This is a genomic window from Streptomyces sp. JHA26, from assembly GCF_002005565.1.
GTDB lineage: Bacteria > Actinomycetota > Actinomycetes > Streptomycetales > Streptomycetaceae > Streptomyces.
This window is the reverse complement of the sequence record NZ_BDJC01000006.1, coordinates 1-15,840: the sequence shown is the minus strand read 5'-3', so window position 1 is coordinate 15,840 and position 15,840 is coordinate 1. Positions and strand designations below refer to the sequence as shown.

At 72.1% G+C, this 15,840-nt stretch carries 16 protein-coding genes; 6 read left to right on the top strand and 10 right to left on the bottom strand.

Going from position 1 to position 15,840, the window contains the following annotated elements; all coding sequences use genetic code 11:
* Positions 1-170: 170 nt before the first annotated feature.
* From JHAT_RS05400 to JHAT_RS05385, 4 genes are all read right to left on the bottom strand, one after another.
* The gene (locus JHAT_RS05400) at positions 171-875 is read right to left on the bottom strand and encodes a DUF402 domain-containing protein (protein WP_077796872.1); all 705 of its coding nucleotides are present in this window, start codon (positions 873-875) and stop codon (positions 171-173) included.
* 57 nt (positions 876-932) lie between these two features.
* Positions 933-2,318: an aspartate ammonia-lyase gene (locus tag JHAT_RS05395; protein ID WP_077796871.1), complete on the bottom strand. Its 1,386-nt coding sequence runs from the start codon at positions 2,316-2,318 to the stop codon at positions 933-935.
* A 120-nt stretch (positions 2,319-2,438) separates the two neighbouring features.
* Positions 2,439-3,851, bottom strand: a complete 1,413-nt coding sequence (locus JHAT_RS05390) for a M28 family peptidase (RefSeq protein ID WP_077796870.1) — start codon at positions 3,849-3,851, stop codon at positions 2,439-2,441.
* 240 nt (positions 3,852-4,091) lie between these two features.
* A complete protein-coding gene (locus JHAT_RS05385) occupies positions 4,092-5,759 on the bottom strand; it encodes a fumarate hydratase (RefSeq protein ID WP_171990754.1) in 1,668 nt (555 codons plus the stop codon).
* A 203-nt stretch (positions 5,760-5,962) separates the two neighbouring features.
* Between JHAT_RS05385 and JHAT_RS05380 the strand changes: the two genes are divergently transcribed.
* Together JHAT_RS05380 and JHAT_RS05375 are read left to right on the top strand one after the other, a co-directional pair.
* The gene (locus tag JHAT_RS05380; protein WP_077796868.1) at positions 5,963-6,661 is read left to right on the top strand and encodes a DUF1707 domain-containing protein; all 699 of its coding nucleotides are present in this window, start codon (positions 5,963-5,965) and stop codon (positions 6,659-6,661) included.
* A 103-nt stretch (positions 6,662-6,764) separates the two neighbouring features.
* Complete coding sequence (locus JHAT_RS05375; RefSeq protein WP_077796867.1) at positions 6,765-7,145, top strand: WhiB family transcriptional regulator; 381 nt, start codon at positions 6,765-6,767, stop codon at positions 7,143-7,145.
* 207 nt (positions 7,146-7,352) lie between these two features.
* On the opposite strand, the gene glpX is transcribed toward JHAT_RS05375, so the two are convergent.
* A complete protein-coding gene (gene glpX, locus JHAT_RS05370; RefSeq protein ID WP_077796866.1) occupies positions 7,353-8,387 on the bottom strand; it encodes a class II fructose-bisphosphatase in 1,035 nt (344 codons plus the stop codon).
* 124 nt (positions 8,388-8,511) lie between these two features.
* On the opposite strand from glpX, the gene JHAT_RS05365 reads away from it, so the two are divergent.
* Positions 8,512-9,045, top strand: coding sequence for a DUF4245 domain-containing protein (locus JHAT_RS05365; protein ID WP_171990753.1), 534 nt, complete (start codon positions 8,512-8,514; stop codon positions 9,043-9,045).
* 91 nt (positions 9,046-9,136) lie between these two features.
* On the opposite strand, the gene JHAT_RS05360 is transcribed toward JHAT_RS05365, so the two are convergent.
* Positions 9,137-9,727: a malonic semialdehyde reductase gene (locus JHAT_RS05360; protein WP_077796864.1), complete on the bottom strand. Its 591-nt coding sequence runs from the start codon at positions 9,725-9,727 to the stop codon at positions 9,137-9,139.
* 310 nt (positions 9,728-10,037) lie between these two features.
* Between JHAT_RS05360 and JHAT_RS05355 the strand changes: the two genes are divergently transcribed.
* Entirely contained in the window at positions 10,038-10,250 is a 213-nt protein-coding gene (locus JHAT_RS05355) for a DUF4287 domain-containing protein (protein ID WP_077796863.1), read from the top strand.
* Between the two features lie 56 nt (positions 10,251-10,306).
* Here JHAT_RS05355 and JHAT_RS05350 read toward each other — a convergent pair whose 3' ends face one another.
* The 3 genes from JHAT_RS05350 to JHAT_RS05340 form a co-directional block, all read right to left on the bottom strand.
* Complete coding sequence (locus tag JHAT_RS05350; protein ID WP_077796862.1) at positions 10,307-10,552, bottom strand: exodeoxyribonuclease VII small subunit; 246 nt, start codon at positions 10,550-10,552, stop codon at positions 10,307-10,309.
* A gap of 9 nt (positions 10,553-10,561) precedes the next feature.
* Positions 10,562-11,770 (bottom strand): exodeoxyribonuclease VII large subunit, encoded by a 1,209-nt coding sequence (gene xseA / locus JHAT_RS05345; protein ID WP_077796861.1) that lies wholly within the window; start codon positions 11,768-11,770, stop codon positions 10,562-10,564.
* A 98-nt stretch (positions 11,771-11,868) separates the two neighbouring features.
* Positions 11,869-13,236 (bottom strand): APC family permease, encoded by a 1,368-nt coding sequence (locus tag JHAT_RS05340; protein WP_077796860.1) that lies wholly within the window; start codon positions 13,234-13,236, stop codon positions 11,869-11,871.
* A gap of 117 nt (positions 13,237-13,353) precedes the next feature.
* Here JHAT_RS05340 and JHAT_RS05335 point away from each other — a divergent pair, with 117 nt between their 5' ends.
* Positions 13,354-14,370, top strand: a complete 1,017-nt coding sequence (locus JHAT_RS05335) for a 4-hydroxy-3-methylbut-2-enyl diphosphate reductase (protein WP_077796859.1) — start codon at positions 13,354-13,356, stop codon at positions 14,368-14,370.
* A 60-nt stretch (positions 14,371-14,430) separates the two neighbouring features.
* Positions 14,431-15,171 carry a polyphosphate--glucose phosphotransferase gene (ppgK, locus tag JHAT_RS05330; protein ID WP_077796858.1) on the top strand — a complete coding sequence of 247 codons (741 nt, stop codon included), beginning with the start codon at positions 14,431-14,433 and terminating at the stop codon, positions 15,169-15,171.
* Between the two features lie 91 nt (positions 15,172-15,262).
* Here the strand turns inward: ppgK and JHAT_RS05325 are convergent, their stop codons facing one another.
* On the bottom strand, positions 15,263-15,709 hold the full coding sequence (locus tag JHAT_RS05325) for a DUF6542 domain-containing protein (RefSeq protein ID WP_375603544.1): 447 nt from the start codon (positions 15,707-15,709) through the stop codon (positions 15,263-15,265).
* Positions 15,710-15,840 lie beyond the last annotated feature (131 nt).

The following is a 15,840-nucleotide window of genomic DNA, read 5'->3' as shown; positions in this document are numbered from 1 at the left end:
ACCGGCGGGCCGCCCGCGGCCCGTACCGGTACTGCCCTCGTAGCCCTCGCTCACGTCCTGCCGCCCCTCGGTGACGATCGGTCAAGCACAGTGCACGCTCCGCCGGTTGCCGCTGCGCACCCTTGCGGAGGACGATCCTACGTTTCTTGCCCGGGGGCGCATCAAGGGTCTCATGGGGACACGTGCGCGGGGGTGCGGTCCCAGTCGCCGGGCAGCGACGGTACCGTCCAGGACGGATCGGGTCTCCACTGTTCCCAGCCGTCCGAGAACGGCGGTCCCCAGGCCCGGATCACCTCGACCGCCGCGCGCCCCGCCTCGCGCACCCGCTCGGCGAGAGCGGCGTCCACCAGCCGGTCCCGCTGGGCCTGCGCGAACTCGTCCTCGTCCCGCCAGTGCCAGCTGCGGTCCGGCTGCACGGTGATGTCCAGGAAGTGGTCCTCGGAGTCGACGCCGCCCTCCCAGCGGGTCAGCGGCTCCTCCAGGTTCACGTACCAGTTCTTGAACACCCAGCCCGGGTCCCAGAACAGCCACACCGACCACGGGTCGCCGGGCCGGGCCAGCTTCAGCACACCGGTGCCGAACCAGCGGTCGCGCTGCACCGCGCGCGGCTTGGTGTAGCGCGACGCCAGCGGCTCCAGGTGCACGGGCGTGCCGTCGGCGAGCACCGGCTTCACGCACTCGGTGCCGGGCGCCATCCACACGGCGAGCAGCTCGGCGTCGTCCCGCACCACGGTGACGGGACGCACGATGTGGAAGTGCCGGCCACCGTTCTCCCGGTACCGCCACAGGATGTGGCTGCCGGGGGGCCAGAACCGTGCCGGGGCGGCCGGACCGCCCCCCTGTGCCGTCACGCTCACCGCTTCACCGTCTGCCATGGAGAGATATTAGGTGCCCCGGCCACCCGACGCGGGGGTGATCGCGAGGAGCGGGCCTCACGGACGGGTCATCCGCAGCACGTCCAGGGCCTCGTCCAGCTGCTCGTGCGTGAGGTCGCCGCGCTCGACGTACCCGCCCTCCAGCACCACCTGACGGATCGTCTTCCGCTCGGCCAGCGCCTTCTTGGCGACCCTGGCGGCCTCCTCGTAACCGAGGTACTTGTTGAGCGGCGTGACCACCGAGGGCGAGGACTCGGCGTACTCGCGGGCCCGCTCCCGGTGGGCGACGACGCCGTCGACGGTCCGGTCGGCCAGCAGCCGCGAGACGTTGGCGAGCAGCCGCACCGACTCCAGCACGTTCTTGGCGATGACCGGCAGCATGACGTTGAGCTCGAAGTTGCCGGCCGCCCCGGCGGTGGCCACGGTCGCGTCGTTGCCGACGACCTGGGCGGCGACCATGAGCACGGCCTCCGGGACGACCGGGTTGACCTTGCCCGGCATGATGGACGACCCGGGCTGGAGGTCGGGCAGCGAGATCTCCGCGAGGCCGGTGCGCGGCCCCGACGACATCCACCGCAGGTCGTTCGCGATCTTCGTCAGGCCGACGGCGACGGTCCGCAGCTGCCCGCTGGTCTCGACGATGCCGTCCCGCGCGCCCTGCGCCTCGAAGTGGTCGCGCGCCTCGGTCAGCGGCAGCCCGGTCGCACGGGCCACCTCCTCGATGACGGCGGCGGCGAAACCGGGCGGGGTGTTGATGCCGGTGCCGACCGCGGTGCCGCCCAGCGGCAGCTCGGCGAGCCGGGGCAACGACGCGTTCAGCCGCTCGACGCCGTACCGCACCTGGGCCGCGTACCCGCCGAACTCCTGGCCCAGCGTGACGGGTGTGGCGTCCATGAGGTGGGTGCGCCCCGACTTCACGACGTCGGCGAACTCCTCGGCCTTGCGCTCCAGCGCGGTGGCGAGGTGGTCCAGCGCGGGGACGAGGTCCCGGCTCACGGCGGCGGTGGCGGCGATGTGGATCGACGACGGGAAGACGTCGTTGGACGACTGGGAGGCGTTGACGTGGTCGTTGGGGTGCACGTCCCGGCCGAGCCGCTCGGTCGCCAGGGTGGCGATGACCTCGTTGGTGTTCATGTTGGACGAGGTCCCCGACCCCGTCTGGAACACGTCCACGGGGAAGTGCTCGTCCCACTTCCCCTCGGCGACCTCGGCGGCCGCCTCCTGGATCGCGCCGGCGATCTCCTCGTCCAGAACCCCCAGCTCGGCGTTGACCTTGGCCGCGGCGCCCTTGATCCGCGCGAGCGCCTCGATGTGCGCGCGCTCGATGCGCTGCCCGGAGACGGGGAAGTTCTCGACGGCGCGCTGCGTCTGCGCCCGCCACTTGGCGTGGGCGGGGACGCGGACCTCGCCCATGGAGTCGTGCTCGATGCGGTAGTCGCTCATGACGGGTACAGCGTGCGGGGCGGGGCGGATGTTCCTGGAGCGGGCCGAACGGGTGCCGGTCCGCGGCGTGGCCGCGAGACGGCTCGGCGGCCGGCCCGCGGACGGGCCGGCCGCCGCGGGTCAGCCCTCCTGCAGGCTCACGTCGTCCAGGACGAAGCTGGTCTGCAGACTGCCGTCCTCGCTGCCGGTGAAGCTCAGGGCCACCTGTCGGCCGGCGTACGCGCCGAGGTCGACCGTGCGCTGCACATAGCCGCTCCGGGCGTCGACGTTGGACAGGGTGGCGAGCGTGGTGCCGTCGGCCTTCACCCGGAAGGTGTCGTACGCCGTCGACCCCGACTCGTCGGTGTCGACGTGCAGCCAGTACGTCAGCCGGGTGCACCCGGCCGGCACGGTCACCGTCTGGCCGACCGACTCGGTGTGCGTGGAACCGTAACCGGCGAGCCACGAGAAGCGGGTCCCGGAGTGCGCCGACTGGCCCGAGTGGGCGCCGATCGTACCGGTGTCCCCGGTCCACGGCGCGCTGCCGGTCTCGAAACCGCCGTTGGCGACGGGATCGGTGTCGCAGCCGCCGCCGTCACCGCCGCCGCCGGTGTCCACGGCGCGCTGCCAGATGGTGTGGGCGATCCCGTCCGACGCGCGGTTCAGGCCGGTGGTGTTGATGTTGTCGAGGTTGTCGCACGACCGGTGGTAGCACGGGTCGTACGAGGACCCGGCGGTGCCGCCCCACTTGGCGGCCTGCGCGGAGGTCTTGCGGGCACTGGCGCCCATCGCGTAGCCGGAGGTCGGGATGCCGTACTGCTCGAAGGAGTAGTCGTCGCTGCGCCCGGCGCCCTCGGTGTTCTCCTCGGGCTGCAGGCCCAGCGAGTCCCAGTACGCCTTCATCGGCGCGGCGGCGGCCGAGGTGACGTGGTTGATGAAGTAGCCGCCGTTGGTGGAGGCGACCATGTCGAAGTTGTAGTACGCCGTGATGGCGGACCGCTGCGCCGAGGAGAGCGAGCGGACGTAGAAGTCGGAGCCGTTGAGGCCCTGTTCCTCGTCGGTCCACCAGGCGAAGCGGACCCGGCCCTTCATCGTCGGGTTCTGCTGCGCCAGGGTCAGGGCGTTCTCCAGGAGGGCGGCCGAGCCCGAGCCGTTGTCGTTCATGCCGGGGCCCGCCGAGACGCTGTCGAGGTGGGCGCCGAACATGGACACGTTGCCCGCGTCGCCGTGCGGCCACTCGGCGATCAGGTTGGGCCCGGCGCCGCTGCTGCAACCGGAGGTGCACGGCTGCTCGGTGACGGTGTAACCGGCCGCCTGCAGCTTGCCCTTCACGTAGGCGACGGAGTCGCGGTACCCCTGGCCGTTCGAGCGGCGGGTGCCGCCGTTGCGTCCGGCTATGGAGTTCAGTTCGGTCAGGTGCGCCTTCACCTTCGTCACGTCGATGTCGGGCGGCTGGGCGGCGGCGGGCGCGGAGCCGGCGGCGACGGCGGGGAGTGTGCCGAGGCCCAGCACGGCGGCGAGGGACAGGCTCGCCACGGCGAATCTTCGTTTCACCTTCGGTCCTCCAGAAGTGGCTGAGGGGTGGCCACGCAGGTCATGTACGCATGGCGTGTACATGTCGGAGCGGCGAAAGACTCGCAGGGGGAGCCGGGGCAGTCAATGGAACGGACGCCCGGGACGGCAGGTTGTCCGAAAGAAGAACCACGTGTTCGTTATCCGGACGAGAAAAGGTAGGCGGAAGGCCGGCCCGGACGGGTCCGGACCGGCCTTCCGCCTACGTGGGAGCGACGCGGGCTACGCCAGCCCCGGCCCCCGCACCGGGATCGTCGTGAACGTCGGCGCCGGCGCCGGGTCCTGGAAGAAGTCGTTGCCCTTGTCGTCCACCACGATGAACGCCGGGAAGTCCTCGACCTCGATCTTCCAGACCGCCTCCATGCCGAGCTCCTCGTACTCGACGACCTCGACCTTCTTGATGCAGTCCTGCGCGAGACGGGCCGCCGGACCGCCGATCGAGCCGAGGTAGAAGCCGCCGTGCGCGTGGCAGGCGTCGGTGACCTGCTTGCTCCGGTTGCCCTTCGCCAGCATCACCTTGGAACCGCCCGCCGCCTGGAACTGCTCCACGTAGGAGTCCATGCGCCCGGCCGTGGTCGGCCCGAAGGACCCGGACGCGTACCCCTCCGGCGTCTTGGCCGGGCCCGCGTAGTACACCGGGTGGTCCTTCAGGTACTGCGGCATCTCCTCGCCCGCGTCCAGCCGCTCCTTGATCTTGGCGTGCGCGATGTCGCGCGCCACGACCAGCGGGCCGGTCAGCGACAGCCGGGTCTTGACCGGGTACTTGGTCAGCTCCGCGAGGATGTCGTCCATCGGCTGGTTGAGGTCGATCCTGACGACGTCGCCCTCCGACTCCAGCTGCTCGTCCGTCGTCTCCGGCAGGAACCGCGCCGGGTCGGTCTCCAGCTGCTCCAGGAAGACGCCCTCGGCGGTGATCTTCGCGACCGCCTGGCGGTCCGCCGAGCAGGACACGGCGATGGCGACCGGGCAGGACGCCCCGTGCCGCGGCAGGCGCACCACGCGCACGTCGTGGCAGAAGTACTTGCCGCCGAACTGCGCGCCGATGCCGATCTTCTGCGTCAGCTCGAAGACCTTCTCCTCCAGCTCCTTGTCCCGGAAGCCGTGCCCGAGCTCCGAACCCTCGGAGGGGATCTCGTCCAGGTAGTGCGCGGAGGCGTACTTCGCGGTCTTCAGCGCGTACTCGGCCGAGGTGCCGCCGACCACGATCGCCAGGTGGTACGGCGGGCAGGCGGCCGTGCCCAGCGAGCGGATCTTCTCCTCCAGGAACTTCATCATGGAGGCCTCGTTCAGCACGGCCTTCGTCTCCTGGTACAGGAACGACTTGTTGGCCGAGCCGCCGCCCTTCGCCATGAACAGGAACTTGTAGGCGCCGCCGTCGGTCGCGTACAGCTCGATCTGGGCGGGGAGGTTGGAGCCGGTGTTCTTCTCCTCCCACATGGTGAGCGGAGCCATCTGCGAGTAGCGCAGGTTCAGGTTCTTGTAGGCGTCGTAGATGCCCCGGCTCAGGGCCTCCTCGTCGCCGCCCGCCGTCAGGACGTTCTGGCCGCGCTTGCCCATGACGATCGCCGTACCGGTGTCCTGGCACATCGGCAGCACGCCCGCCGCCGCGATGTTCGCGTTCTTCAGCAGGTCCAGCGCCACGAACTTGTCGTTGCCCGACGCCTCGGGGTCGTCGATGATGCGGCGCAGCTGCGCGAGGTGGGCCGGGCGCAGGTAGTGCTGGATGTCGTGGATCGCCTCCTCGGCGAGCTTGCGCAGCGCCTCGGGCTCCACCTTGAGGAACGTCCGCCCGTCGGCCTCGAAGGTGGAGACGCCCTCGGCGGTCACCAGCCGGTACGGAGTGGTGTCCTCGCCCTGGGGGAGCAGATCGGTGTACGCGAACTCAGGCATCTCGCCCATTCCTCACTCGACAACACGCGCGGCTGGATTCTCAGCAACGACGGCTGGCCTCCGTTGGCAGCGTCCACCAGCGTAAAACCTGTCGTCGGCGGCGAGCTTGTGAGGTAAGGCTCAGTAGGCCGCGGGGAAACGGGCGGCGACGAGGCCGCCCCCACCCCTGGTCGCGATCTATCGCGTTTCGGTACGCTGCCGGGGTGGACCTTCAGAAGCACGACCGACAGCCGCAGGCGGGCACGACCCCGCACGTCACCGAGCTGCGCGCCTCGGACGCCGACCGTGACCGCATCGCCGACATGCTGCGCGACGCCCTCGCCGAGGGGCGCCTGACCGCCGAGGAGCACGCCGAGCGCGTGGAGGGCGTGCTGGCCGCCAAGACGGTCGGCGAGCTGGACGTGTTCGTGCGCGACCTGCCCGCCGCACACGGTGGTCACGGCGCCACCGCGGCCCCGGTCCCCGACCGCCCCACCCTCGGCGCGATCCCGGCGGACCCCGAGGAGAACGTGGTGGCGGTGTTCAGCAGCGCCGTCCGCAGGGGCCGCCGCCGCGCGAGCCGCCGCATCCACGCGTACGCGGTGTTCGGAAGCATCGAGATCGATCTCAGCGAGGCGCTCTTCGAGCACCGGCAGGTCGTCGTCAAGGCGTTCGCGGTCTTCGGCAGCGTCGAGGTCAGGGTCCCGGAGAACGTGTCGCTGCGCGGCGCGGGCGGCGGCGTGCTCGGCAACTTCGAGGTGGACACCCTCGACTCCCCCGAGGCCGACGCCCCCGTCGTCTACGTGGACGGCTGGGCGGTGCTGGGCAGCGTCGAGGCCCGCCCCAAGCGCGGCAGGCTCGTCGCGGACATCCTCGACCGGGTGCAGCGCAAGGTGGGGAAGGGTGTGCGCAAGCACGCGTAGCGCGGCGCCGGGCACGGTGGGGAACCCTGTGCATAGGCGCGCGCACAGCGGGTAAGCCTGACGCATCGTCTCTCGCTCGCGAAGCCGTCGTCAGGAGTAGACCGTGCTGCAACCGCCGCATTCGTCCCTGCAGGTAGCCGCCGTTCCGGCCCAGCGGGTACCCGTGCGGGACAGGGACCAAGACGCTCCGTGGCACACCGAGGCGGTGTGCCGGCGCGACGAGGCCGGACTGTTCTTCGCACCCTCCAAGGAACCCACCGCCGCCCGGCTCTCCCGCGAGGAGGCGGCCAAGCGCGTGTGCGCCCGCTGCCCGGTCATGGTCGAATGCCGCGAGCACGCGCTCCTGCAGCCCGAGCCCTACGGCGTCTGGGGCGGCCTCACCGCCGCCGAACGCCGCGTGGTCCTCGCCCGCCGTCGCCGTCGCGACCTGGAGCTGAAGAAGACGGCCCGCACGGCGGCGGGCCGCATAGCCGCGGCCGGCTGACCTCCGACACGGCAAAGGCGCCCCCTCCGCACAGGGGGCGCCTTTTGTCGCGTCGGTTTTGTCACGCCGGGCAGGGCGGCTCACCCAGGGGCGCGGGGCTGTGACATGTGCGGCTCCGCCGCGCGGGCGCGACCAGCCACGGCACTACCGCACCCGCCGCGCGCCGGCACTCCCCGCTCCAGAGTGCGCCCCGCGAGACCGACGGCGTCACTTCGCCCGGTCGAAGTCGATCGCGCTGTAGGCCCGCAGCTTGCTCAGTCGGTGCTCGGAGTCGATCCGCCGCACCGTGCCCGACTTCGACCGCATCACGATCGAGTCGGTCGTGGCCGTCTCGGACCGGTACCGCACCCCGCGCAGCAGCTCGCCGTCGGTGATGCCGGTCGCGACGAAGAAGACGTTGTCCCCGGAGACCAGGTCGTCGGTGGTCAGCACCCGGTCCAGGTCGTGTCCGGCGTCGATCGCGCGCTGCCGTTCCTCGTCGTCCTTGGGCCACAGCTTGCCCTGGATCGTGCCGCCCAGGCACTTCACGGCGCAGGCCGAGATGATGCCCTCCGGCGTGCCGCCGATGCCGAGCAGCAGGTCGATGCCGGTGCCCTCGCGCAGCGCCAGGATGGAGCCGGCCACGTCACCGTCGGAGATCAGCTTGATCCGGGCGCCGGTCTCCCGGACCTCCTTGATCAGGCCCTGGTGCCGGGGCCGGTCGAGGATGACGACGGTGACGTCCTCGGGGGTGCGGCGCTTGGCCTTGGCGACCCGGCGGATGTTCACGGACACGGGGGCGTTGATGTCGACGAAGTCGGCGGCCTCCGGACCGGTGACCAGCTTGTCCATGTAGAACACGGCCGACGGGTCGAACATGGAGCCGCGCTCGGCGGCGGCCAGCACGGCGATCGCGTTGGTCATGCCCTTGGCGGTCAGCGTGGTCCCGTCGATCGGGTCGACGGCGATGTCGACCTCGGCACCGGTGCCGTCCCCGACCCGCTCCCCGTTGAAGAGCATCGGGGCCTCGTCCTTCTCGCCCTCGCCGATGACGACGACGCCGTTCATCGAGACGGTGGAGACGAGGGTGCGCATGGCGCGGACCGCGGCACCGTCGGCGCCGTTCTTGTCACCGCGCCCGACCCAGCGGCCGGCGGCCATCGCCGCGGCCTCGGTGACCCGGACCAGCTCCAGGGCGAGGTTGCGGTCGGGGGCCTCTGAGGGGACGTCCAGTTCGGACGGCAGATGATGATGCTCGGTCATCGGAGCGCACCTTTCTGATACGACGACGGCCGGATGAGGGTATGAGCGCACTCTATCGCCAGTACGACAGAATGAGCAGGGGACCCCACGGATGAGCAGTTCGGGGACCTGCGACGATAGGGACGTGGCAGGTACGAAAGGCAAGCAGAAGACGGCCCGGGACATGATCCTCTCCCTGGGGGTCATCGTGCTCGTGGGGCTGGGCATGTGGCTCTTCATCCCGCACGACGAGGGGGAGCCCGACATCAAGCGGGTGGACTACCGGGTCGAGCTGCTCACCGCGCGCCGTGCCGCGTCGTACCCGATCGCGGCGCCGGTGGGGCTGTCCGAGGACTGGAAGCCGACCTCCGTGCGGTTCCGCGGCGACGACTTCGACGCCTGGCACCTGGGCTTCCGCGCCCCCGACGGCGAGTACGTGGCGGTCGAGCAGTCCACCGGGAAGCCGGCCGCCTTCATCGAGGAGGCCAGCCAGGGCGGGCGGAAGACCGACACCACCGAGCGGATCGGCGGCCGGACGTGGACCCGGTACGAGGGCGGCCGGTACGACGCGCTGGTGCTCCAGGACACGGACGGCGTCAAGGGCGCGACGACCGCGGTGGTGGGCACCGGGTCGTTCGAGCAGCTGGCCGACATGGCGGGGGCGCTGAAGACGGGCTGAGCGCCGGTCGCGACCCGCGTACGACGAAGGCCCCCGGCGCGTGCCGGGGGCCTTCGTCGTACGGTGACCGCGCCGTGGCGCGGGCGCCGTCTCAGACGGTGGTGACGACCTGCTCGTACGACAGGCGCGGGGAGCGCGGGAACCAGGCGTCCGGGCCCGGGCGGCCGATGTTGACGACCATCAGCGGGGTGTGGTCGTCGTCCAGGAACTCCTTGCGGACGCCCTCGAAGTCGAGGCCGGTCATCGGGCCGGCGGCCAGGCCCGCGGCGCGGACGCCGACGATGAAGTACGCGGCCTGCAGGGCGGCGTTCAGCGTGGCGGCACCCTCACGCACGGGGCGCTCGCTGAAGAAGGCGTCCTTGGCCTCGGGGAAGTGCGGGAAGAGCTGCGGCAGCTCCTCGTGGAACTCGTTGTCGGCCGACAGGATCGCGACCAGCGGGGCGGCGGCGGTCTTGGGCCGGTTGCCCTCGGCCATGTGCTTCACCAGGCGCTCGCGGGCCTCGGGGGAGCGGACCAGCGTGATGCGCAGCGGGGACTGGTTGAAGGCGGTCGGGCCGTACTTGACCAGGTCGTAGATCGCCTGCACCTGCTCGTCGGTCACCGGCTCGTCGGTGAAGGTGTTGGCGGTGCGGGCCTCGCGGAACAGCAGGTCCTGGGCGGCGGGGTCGAGAACGAGAGACATGCGTGAACTTCCTGGGGTGTGCGTCGGCCCGCGCGGTTCGGCGCGGGAGCCGTTGACGGCGACGACCTTACGGCAAGGAAGTTCAAGCTTCAACCAAAGTCGTCCCGGCAGTGATCCGGTTCACGCGGTCACCGGGGCGACGGGGGGGTGAGTGGGTCCGCGGCCCTCTGTGGGGCGGACGGGAACGGAGGGCTCCGGAGGCGGAGTGACGGAAGTGACACACATCACGTCCGGCGGGCGATCACTTCGCCCGCCGGCCGCAGTCCTATCCAGCACAGACCGCACCTCACACGGATGGGACCGCGCAGACATGACCGACGCCGTCAAGGGCCCCGCTTCCTACTTCCCGTCGATCGAGAAGAAGTACGGTCGGCCGATCACGGAGTGGAAGGAGCTGATCCGCTCCTCGCCGCTCACCAAGCACATGGAACTCGTCACCTGGCTCAAGACCGAGCACGGACTGGGCCACGGACACGCCAACGCGCTCGTCGCCCACACGCTCGCCGAGGACAGCGGGAAGTAGGGGGCAAGAGGGACGCCGGGGCCAGGGGGAGAAGGGGGAGGGGGAGCGGGAGGGCGCTAGGCGTCCTCGTCCTGCTCCCCGGTCTCCTCGGCCAGCGCCGCGTCCAGGCGGGCGCGGGCGCCCTCCAGCCACCGCCGGCACACCTTCGCCAGCTCCTCGCCCCGCTCCCACAGGGCGAGGGACTCCTCCAGGGTCGTGCCGCCGGCCTCCAGCCGCCGTACGACCTCGATCAGCTCGTCCCGCGCCTGCTCGTACCCGAGCGTCTCGGACACGGCCGCCGGTTGCTCCACCTCGCTGGTCATCCACTCACCCTATGCGTCGACTCGTACGGAGAAATCACCCTCGGACACGCGCGCGCGCAGCGTCTCGCCCGGCTCCACCTCGCCCGGGTCCCGCACCGCGCGGCCGTCGGACCGCTGCAGCACGGCGTACCCGCGCTGGAGGGTCGCGGCGGGGGAGAGGGCCACCACGCGCGCGTGCGTGTGCGTCAGCTCGGAGTCGGCCCGGTCGAGCTGGTGCCGCAGCGTGCGGCGCCCCCGCTCCAGCAGGGCCGTCACCTGCTCGGCCCGCTCGTCGACCATCCGGTACGGGTCCTGGACCGACGGCCGGGACAGCGCGTGGGCCAGCCCCCGCTCCTCGCGGTCGACGAACGCCGCCACGCACCGCCGCGCCCGGTCCCGCAGCAGCCGCACCCGCTCGTACTCCTCGCCGACGTCCGGTACGACCTTCTTCGCGGCGTCGGTCGGTGTGGAGGCGCGCAGGTCGGCGACGAGGTCCAGCAGGGGCGTGTCCGGCTCGTGCCCGATCGCCGAGACGACCGGCGTACGGCAGGCGGCGACCGCCCGGACCAGCTGCTCGTCGGAGAACGGCAGCAGGTCCTCCACGCTGCCGCCGCCGCGCGCGACGACGATCACGTCCACGTCGTCCCTCGCGTCCAGCTCCTTCACCGCCTGCACCACCTGCGGCACGGCGTGCACCCCCTGCACGGGGACGTTGCGCACCTCGAAGCGGACGGCGGGCCAGCGGCTGCGGGCGTTCTCCAGCACGTCCCGCTCGGCCGCGGAGGCCCGCCCGCAGACCAGGCCGATCAGCTGCGGCAGGAAGGGCAGCGGCTTCTTCCGCTCCGGCGCGAACAGGCCCTCGCGCGCGAGCGACTTCTTCAGCTGCTCCAGCCGCGCGAGCAGCTCCCCGACGCCGACCGGCTTGATCTCGGCGGCCCGCAGGGACAGCTGCCCGCGCGGCGCGTACCACTCCGGCTTGGCGTGCACGACCACGCGGGCGCCCTCGCCGACCACGTCCGCCACCGCGTCGAACACCTGGCGGTAGCAGGTCACGCTCACGGAGATGTCGTACGACGGGTCGCGCAGCGTCAGGAACACCACCCCGGCGCCCGGACGCCGCGACAACTGCGTGATCTGTCCCTCGACCCACACCGCGCCGAGCCGGTCGATCCAGCCCCCGATCAGCCGTGACACCTCGCCGACGGGCAGGGGGGCTTCGGGGGACGTGTTCGCAGCCATGCGCCCGAGCGTAACGGCCGGATACGACAACGGTCCCCGTCCGGACACGCCCGCGGCCCCGGCCGTCCGCCCGCGCGCACGTGGGAGGCGGGGCGCCCTCACGCCCCCACCCGACTCCGCCCCTGCACCGCCAGGACCACCAGGCCGATCACCAGCCAGACCGCCCCCACCACCCGCGCGGTCCCCGAGGCCTCCACGATCACCGCGACCGTGACGGCCGCGCCGAGCACCGGCACCAGCACATGCCGCCACCAGCTCACCGGACCCCCGCGGCGCCGGACCGCGAACCAGCCCACCACGCTCGCGTGCAGCAGCGTGAACGCGGTCAGCGCGCCGACGTCGACCACCGACACCAGGTGGTCGAGGCCGTCGTCCCGCCGCGCCGCCCACACCGCCGCCACCAGAGTGATCACGGCCGCGACCAGCAGCGCCACCCGCGGCACCCCGCCGTCCGTGCGCGACAGCGCCCCCGGCAGCCGCCGGTCGCGGCCCATCGCGAACAGCAGCCGCCCGGCCGCGGCCTGCCCGGCCAGCGCGGCGAACGCCGCGCCGATCGCCTTGCTCACCGCCACCAGGTCGTGCAGCCACGTCCCCACGGACGAGTCCACCGCGTCGTAGAACGCCGACCCCTGCCGCCCCGGCTCCGCCGCCAGCCGCGCCGACGACACCGGCTCCAGCAGCGCCACCAGATACGTCTGCGCCACGAACAGCACACCCGCCAGCGCCAGGCAGAACAGCAGCGCCCGCGCCACCTTCGCCGACCCGCCGGTGACCTCCTCCGCGAACGTCGCGATCGCGTCGAAGCCCAGGTACGACAGCACCGCCATCGACACCGCGCCGACCACCGCCGACAGTGCGAACGCCCCCTGCGTGCCGTCCCCGGACAGCGGCGACAGCCAGCCCCGCTCGGCCCCGTCGCGCGCGAGGACCACGATCGCCGCCGCCACGAACACCAGCAGGACCGCGACCTCCATCGCCAGCACCAGGAAGCCCACCCGGGCCGCCGCCCGCACCCCCCACAGGTTCAGCGCCGTCGTGACGGCCACCGCGAGCGCCGTCCACACCCACCGCGACACCTCCGGGACCAGGGCCTCCATGGCGATGCCGGAGAACAGGTAGGCCACCGCCGGGATCAGGACGTAGTCCAGCATCGCCATCCACCCGGCGACGAACCCGGCCCCGTCGCCGAGCCCCGCGCGCGCGTAGGCGAACACCGACCCCGCCCGGGGGACCACCCGCACCATCTGGGCGTAGCTGAAGGCGGTGAACGCCATCGCGACCGTGGCGACGAGGTAGACGAGCGCCACCGCCCCGTGCGACTTGGCGTCCAGGGTGCCGAAGACGCCGACCGGCGCCATGGGCGCGATGAACAGCAGACCGTAGACCACCAGGTCCCTGAAGCCCAGGCTGCGCCTCAGCTCGTGTTCCCCACCGGCCCCGGGGGCCGTCGTACCGGACTCGGACATCGTGCCTCCGCCAGCGCATCGCACCTGTGCCTCGGACTGTGCCTCGGAACGTCCCCGCCAGTGTCCCCGCCGACGCCGCGTCCACGCGATCTCTCACCCGCCGAACGCGGCCTTACGATGGGTGCCATGACCGCTTCGCCTGGCCGCCGTGTCCTGCTCGCCGCCCCCCGTGGCTACTGCGCGGGTGTGGACCGCGCCGTGATCGCCGTCGAGAAGGCCCTGGAGCAGTACGGGGCCCCCGTCTACGTCCGGCACGAGATCGTCCACAACAAGTACGTCGTGCAGACCCTCGAGAAGAAGGGCGCGATCTTCGTCGAGCGGACGGAGGAGGTCCCGCCGGGGAACATCGTCATGTTCTCCGCGCACGGCGTCGCCCCCGTCGTCCACGAGGAGGCCGAACGCGGCCGGCTCGCCACCATCGACGCCACCTGCCCCCTCGTCACCAAGGTGCACAAGGAAGCCGTCCGCTTCGCGAACGACGACTACGACATCCTCCTGATCGGCCACGAGGGCCACGAGGAGGTCATCGGCACCTCCGGCGAGGCCCCCGACCACATCCAGCTCGTCGACGGCCCCGAGGACGTCGCCAAGGTCGAGGTCCGCGACCCGTCGAAGGTGGTGTGGCTGTCGCAGACCACCCTCTCCGTCGACGAGACGATGGAGACCGTGGACGCGCTCAAGGAGAAGTTCCCGCAGCTCCTCTCCCCGCCGAGCGACGACATCTGCTACGCCACGCAGAACCGCCAGCTCGCGGTCAAGCAGATGGGCGCCGAGGCCGACCTGGTGATCGTCGTCGGCTCCCGCAACTCCTCCAACTCCAAGCGCCTGGTCGAGGTCGCCAAGCAGGCCGGCGCGCGCGCCGCCCACCTGGTGGACTTCGCCGACGAGATCGACGAGGCCTGGCTGGAGGACGTGACCACGGTCGGCGTCACCTCGGGCGCCTCCGTCCCGGACGTCCTGGTCGAGCAGGTCCTGGAGTGGCTGAAGCAGCGCGGCTTCGAGGACGTGGAGATCGTCAAGGCCGCCGAGGAGTCGATCACCTTCTCGCTGCCCAAGGAGCTGCGCCGCGACCTGCGCGAGGAGGCCGCCGCACTGGTGGCCGAGCGGGGCGGCTCCGGTACGACGGAGGCGTGACCGCCGGGCCACCGTCCAGGTGTCCACGTGACCGTCGGTGGCCCGTCGTAACGTGGAGCCATGCAGATCTTCGGCGTGGACATCGGCGGATCCGGGATCAAGGGCGCCCCTGTGGATCTCGACAGGGGCGATCTGGCCCAGGAGCGCTGCAAGGTGCTCACCCCGCACCCGGCGACCCCCGACGGGGTGGCCGACGGGGTGAAGCAGGTCGTCGACCACTTCGGCTGGACCGGCCCGGTCGGACTCACCTTCCCGGGCGTCGTCACCGGCGGCGCCATGGTCCGCACGGCGGCCAACGTCGACAAGAGCTGGATCGACACGGACGCGCGCGCCCTGTTCGGCGAGCGGCTCGGCGGACTGGACGTCACGGTCGTCAACGACGCGGACGCGGCCGGGGTGGCCGAGATGCACTTCGGCGCCGGGCGCGGCCGGCAGGGCACGGTCGTCCTGCTCACCTTCGGCACGGGCATCGGCAGCGCCGTCTTCACCGACGGCGTCCTCGTCCCCAACAGCGAGCTGGGCCACCTCGAGCTGGACGGCCATGAGGCCGAGAAGCGGGCCTCCAGCAAGGCCAAGGACGACCACGACCTGTCGTGGGAGCAGTGGGCCCACCGCGTGCGGAAGTACCTCGCCCACGTCGAGATGCTGTTCTCGCCCGAGCTGTTCATCATCGGCGGCGGGGTCAGCCGCAAGTCCCACAAGTTCCTGCACCACCTCGAGGGCATCCGGGCCGAGATCGTCCCGGCGCAGCTGCAGAACAACGCCGGCATCGTGGGAGCGGCGATGCACGCGGCCGGCTGACCGGCCGGCACCCGGACCGCCGTACGCGCCGGGACACGGCCGCCACGGTGTGTACGGCCGTCAGGGTGCGGTGGCCGTCACCCGGCGGCCGTCACGCGGTCGGCCGCTTCCGGGCGGTGGTGGCAGCAGCGGCGGCGGCGGCCCGGCGACGTGCCAGCCGGATCCGCCGGACGATCGCGATCGCCCCGGCGGTCAGCGTCCCGCCGTACAGCCAGCCGGCCTCGGTGGCCAGCGCGGTCACGAGCCCCATCAGCCGCCCGCCGACGCCGTCACCGTGCTCGGCGACGGTCAGGAGACCCGTGGCGAAGGCGATCGGCACGACGACGGGCGCGGTCAGCAGGTCGCCCCTGCGCACCCAGAACGCCGTGAGCACGCACACCGGCAGGAACAGCACGCCGTACACCGTCAGGGACCCGCCGAACAGCACCTGGACGAGGAACCCGAGCAGGGCCATCACCGCCGCGCAGAACAGACCGCTGCCCAGCCCGGTCAGCCGGGGATTGGGCAGCGCGCGCACCCGCCGCAGGACCCGCGGCACAGCCCCCGCCCCCGCCCCGGGCCCCGCCACCGCGGTCGGACGACGCGGCCCGCCGCCCGCGCGCGGTGCGCCGGGCCGGACCGGCGGTCTCGCCGGCCCGCCGCCGACGGCCCGCCCCTGCGGGGGGCAAA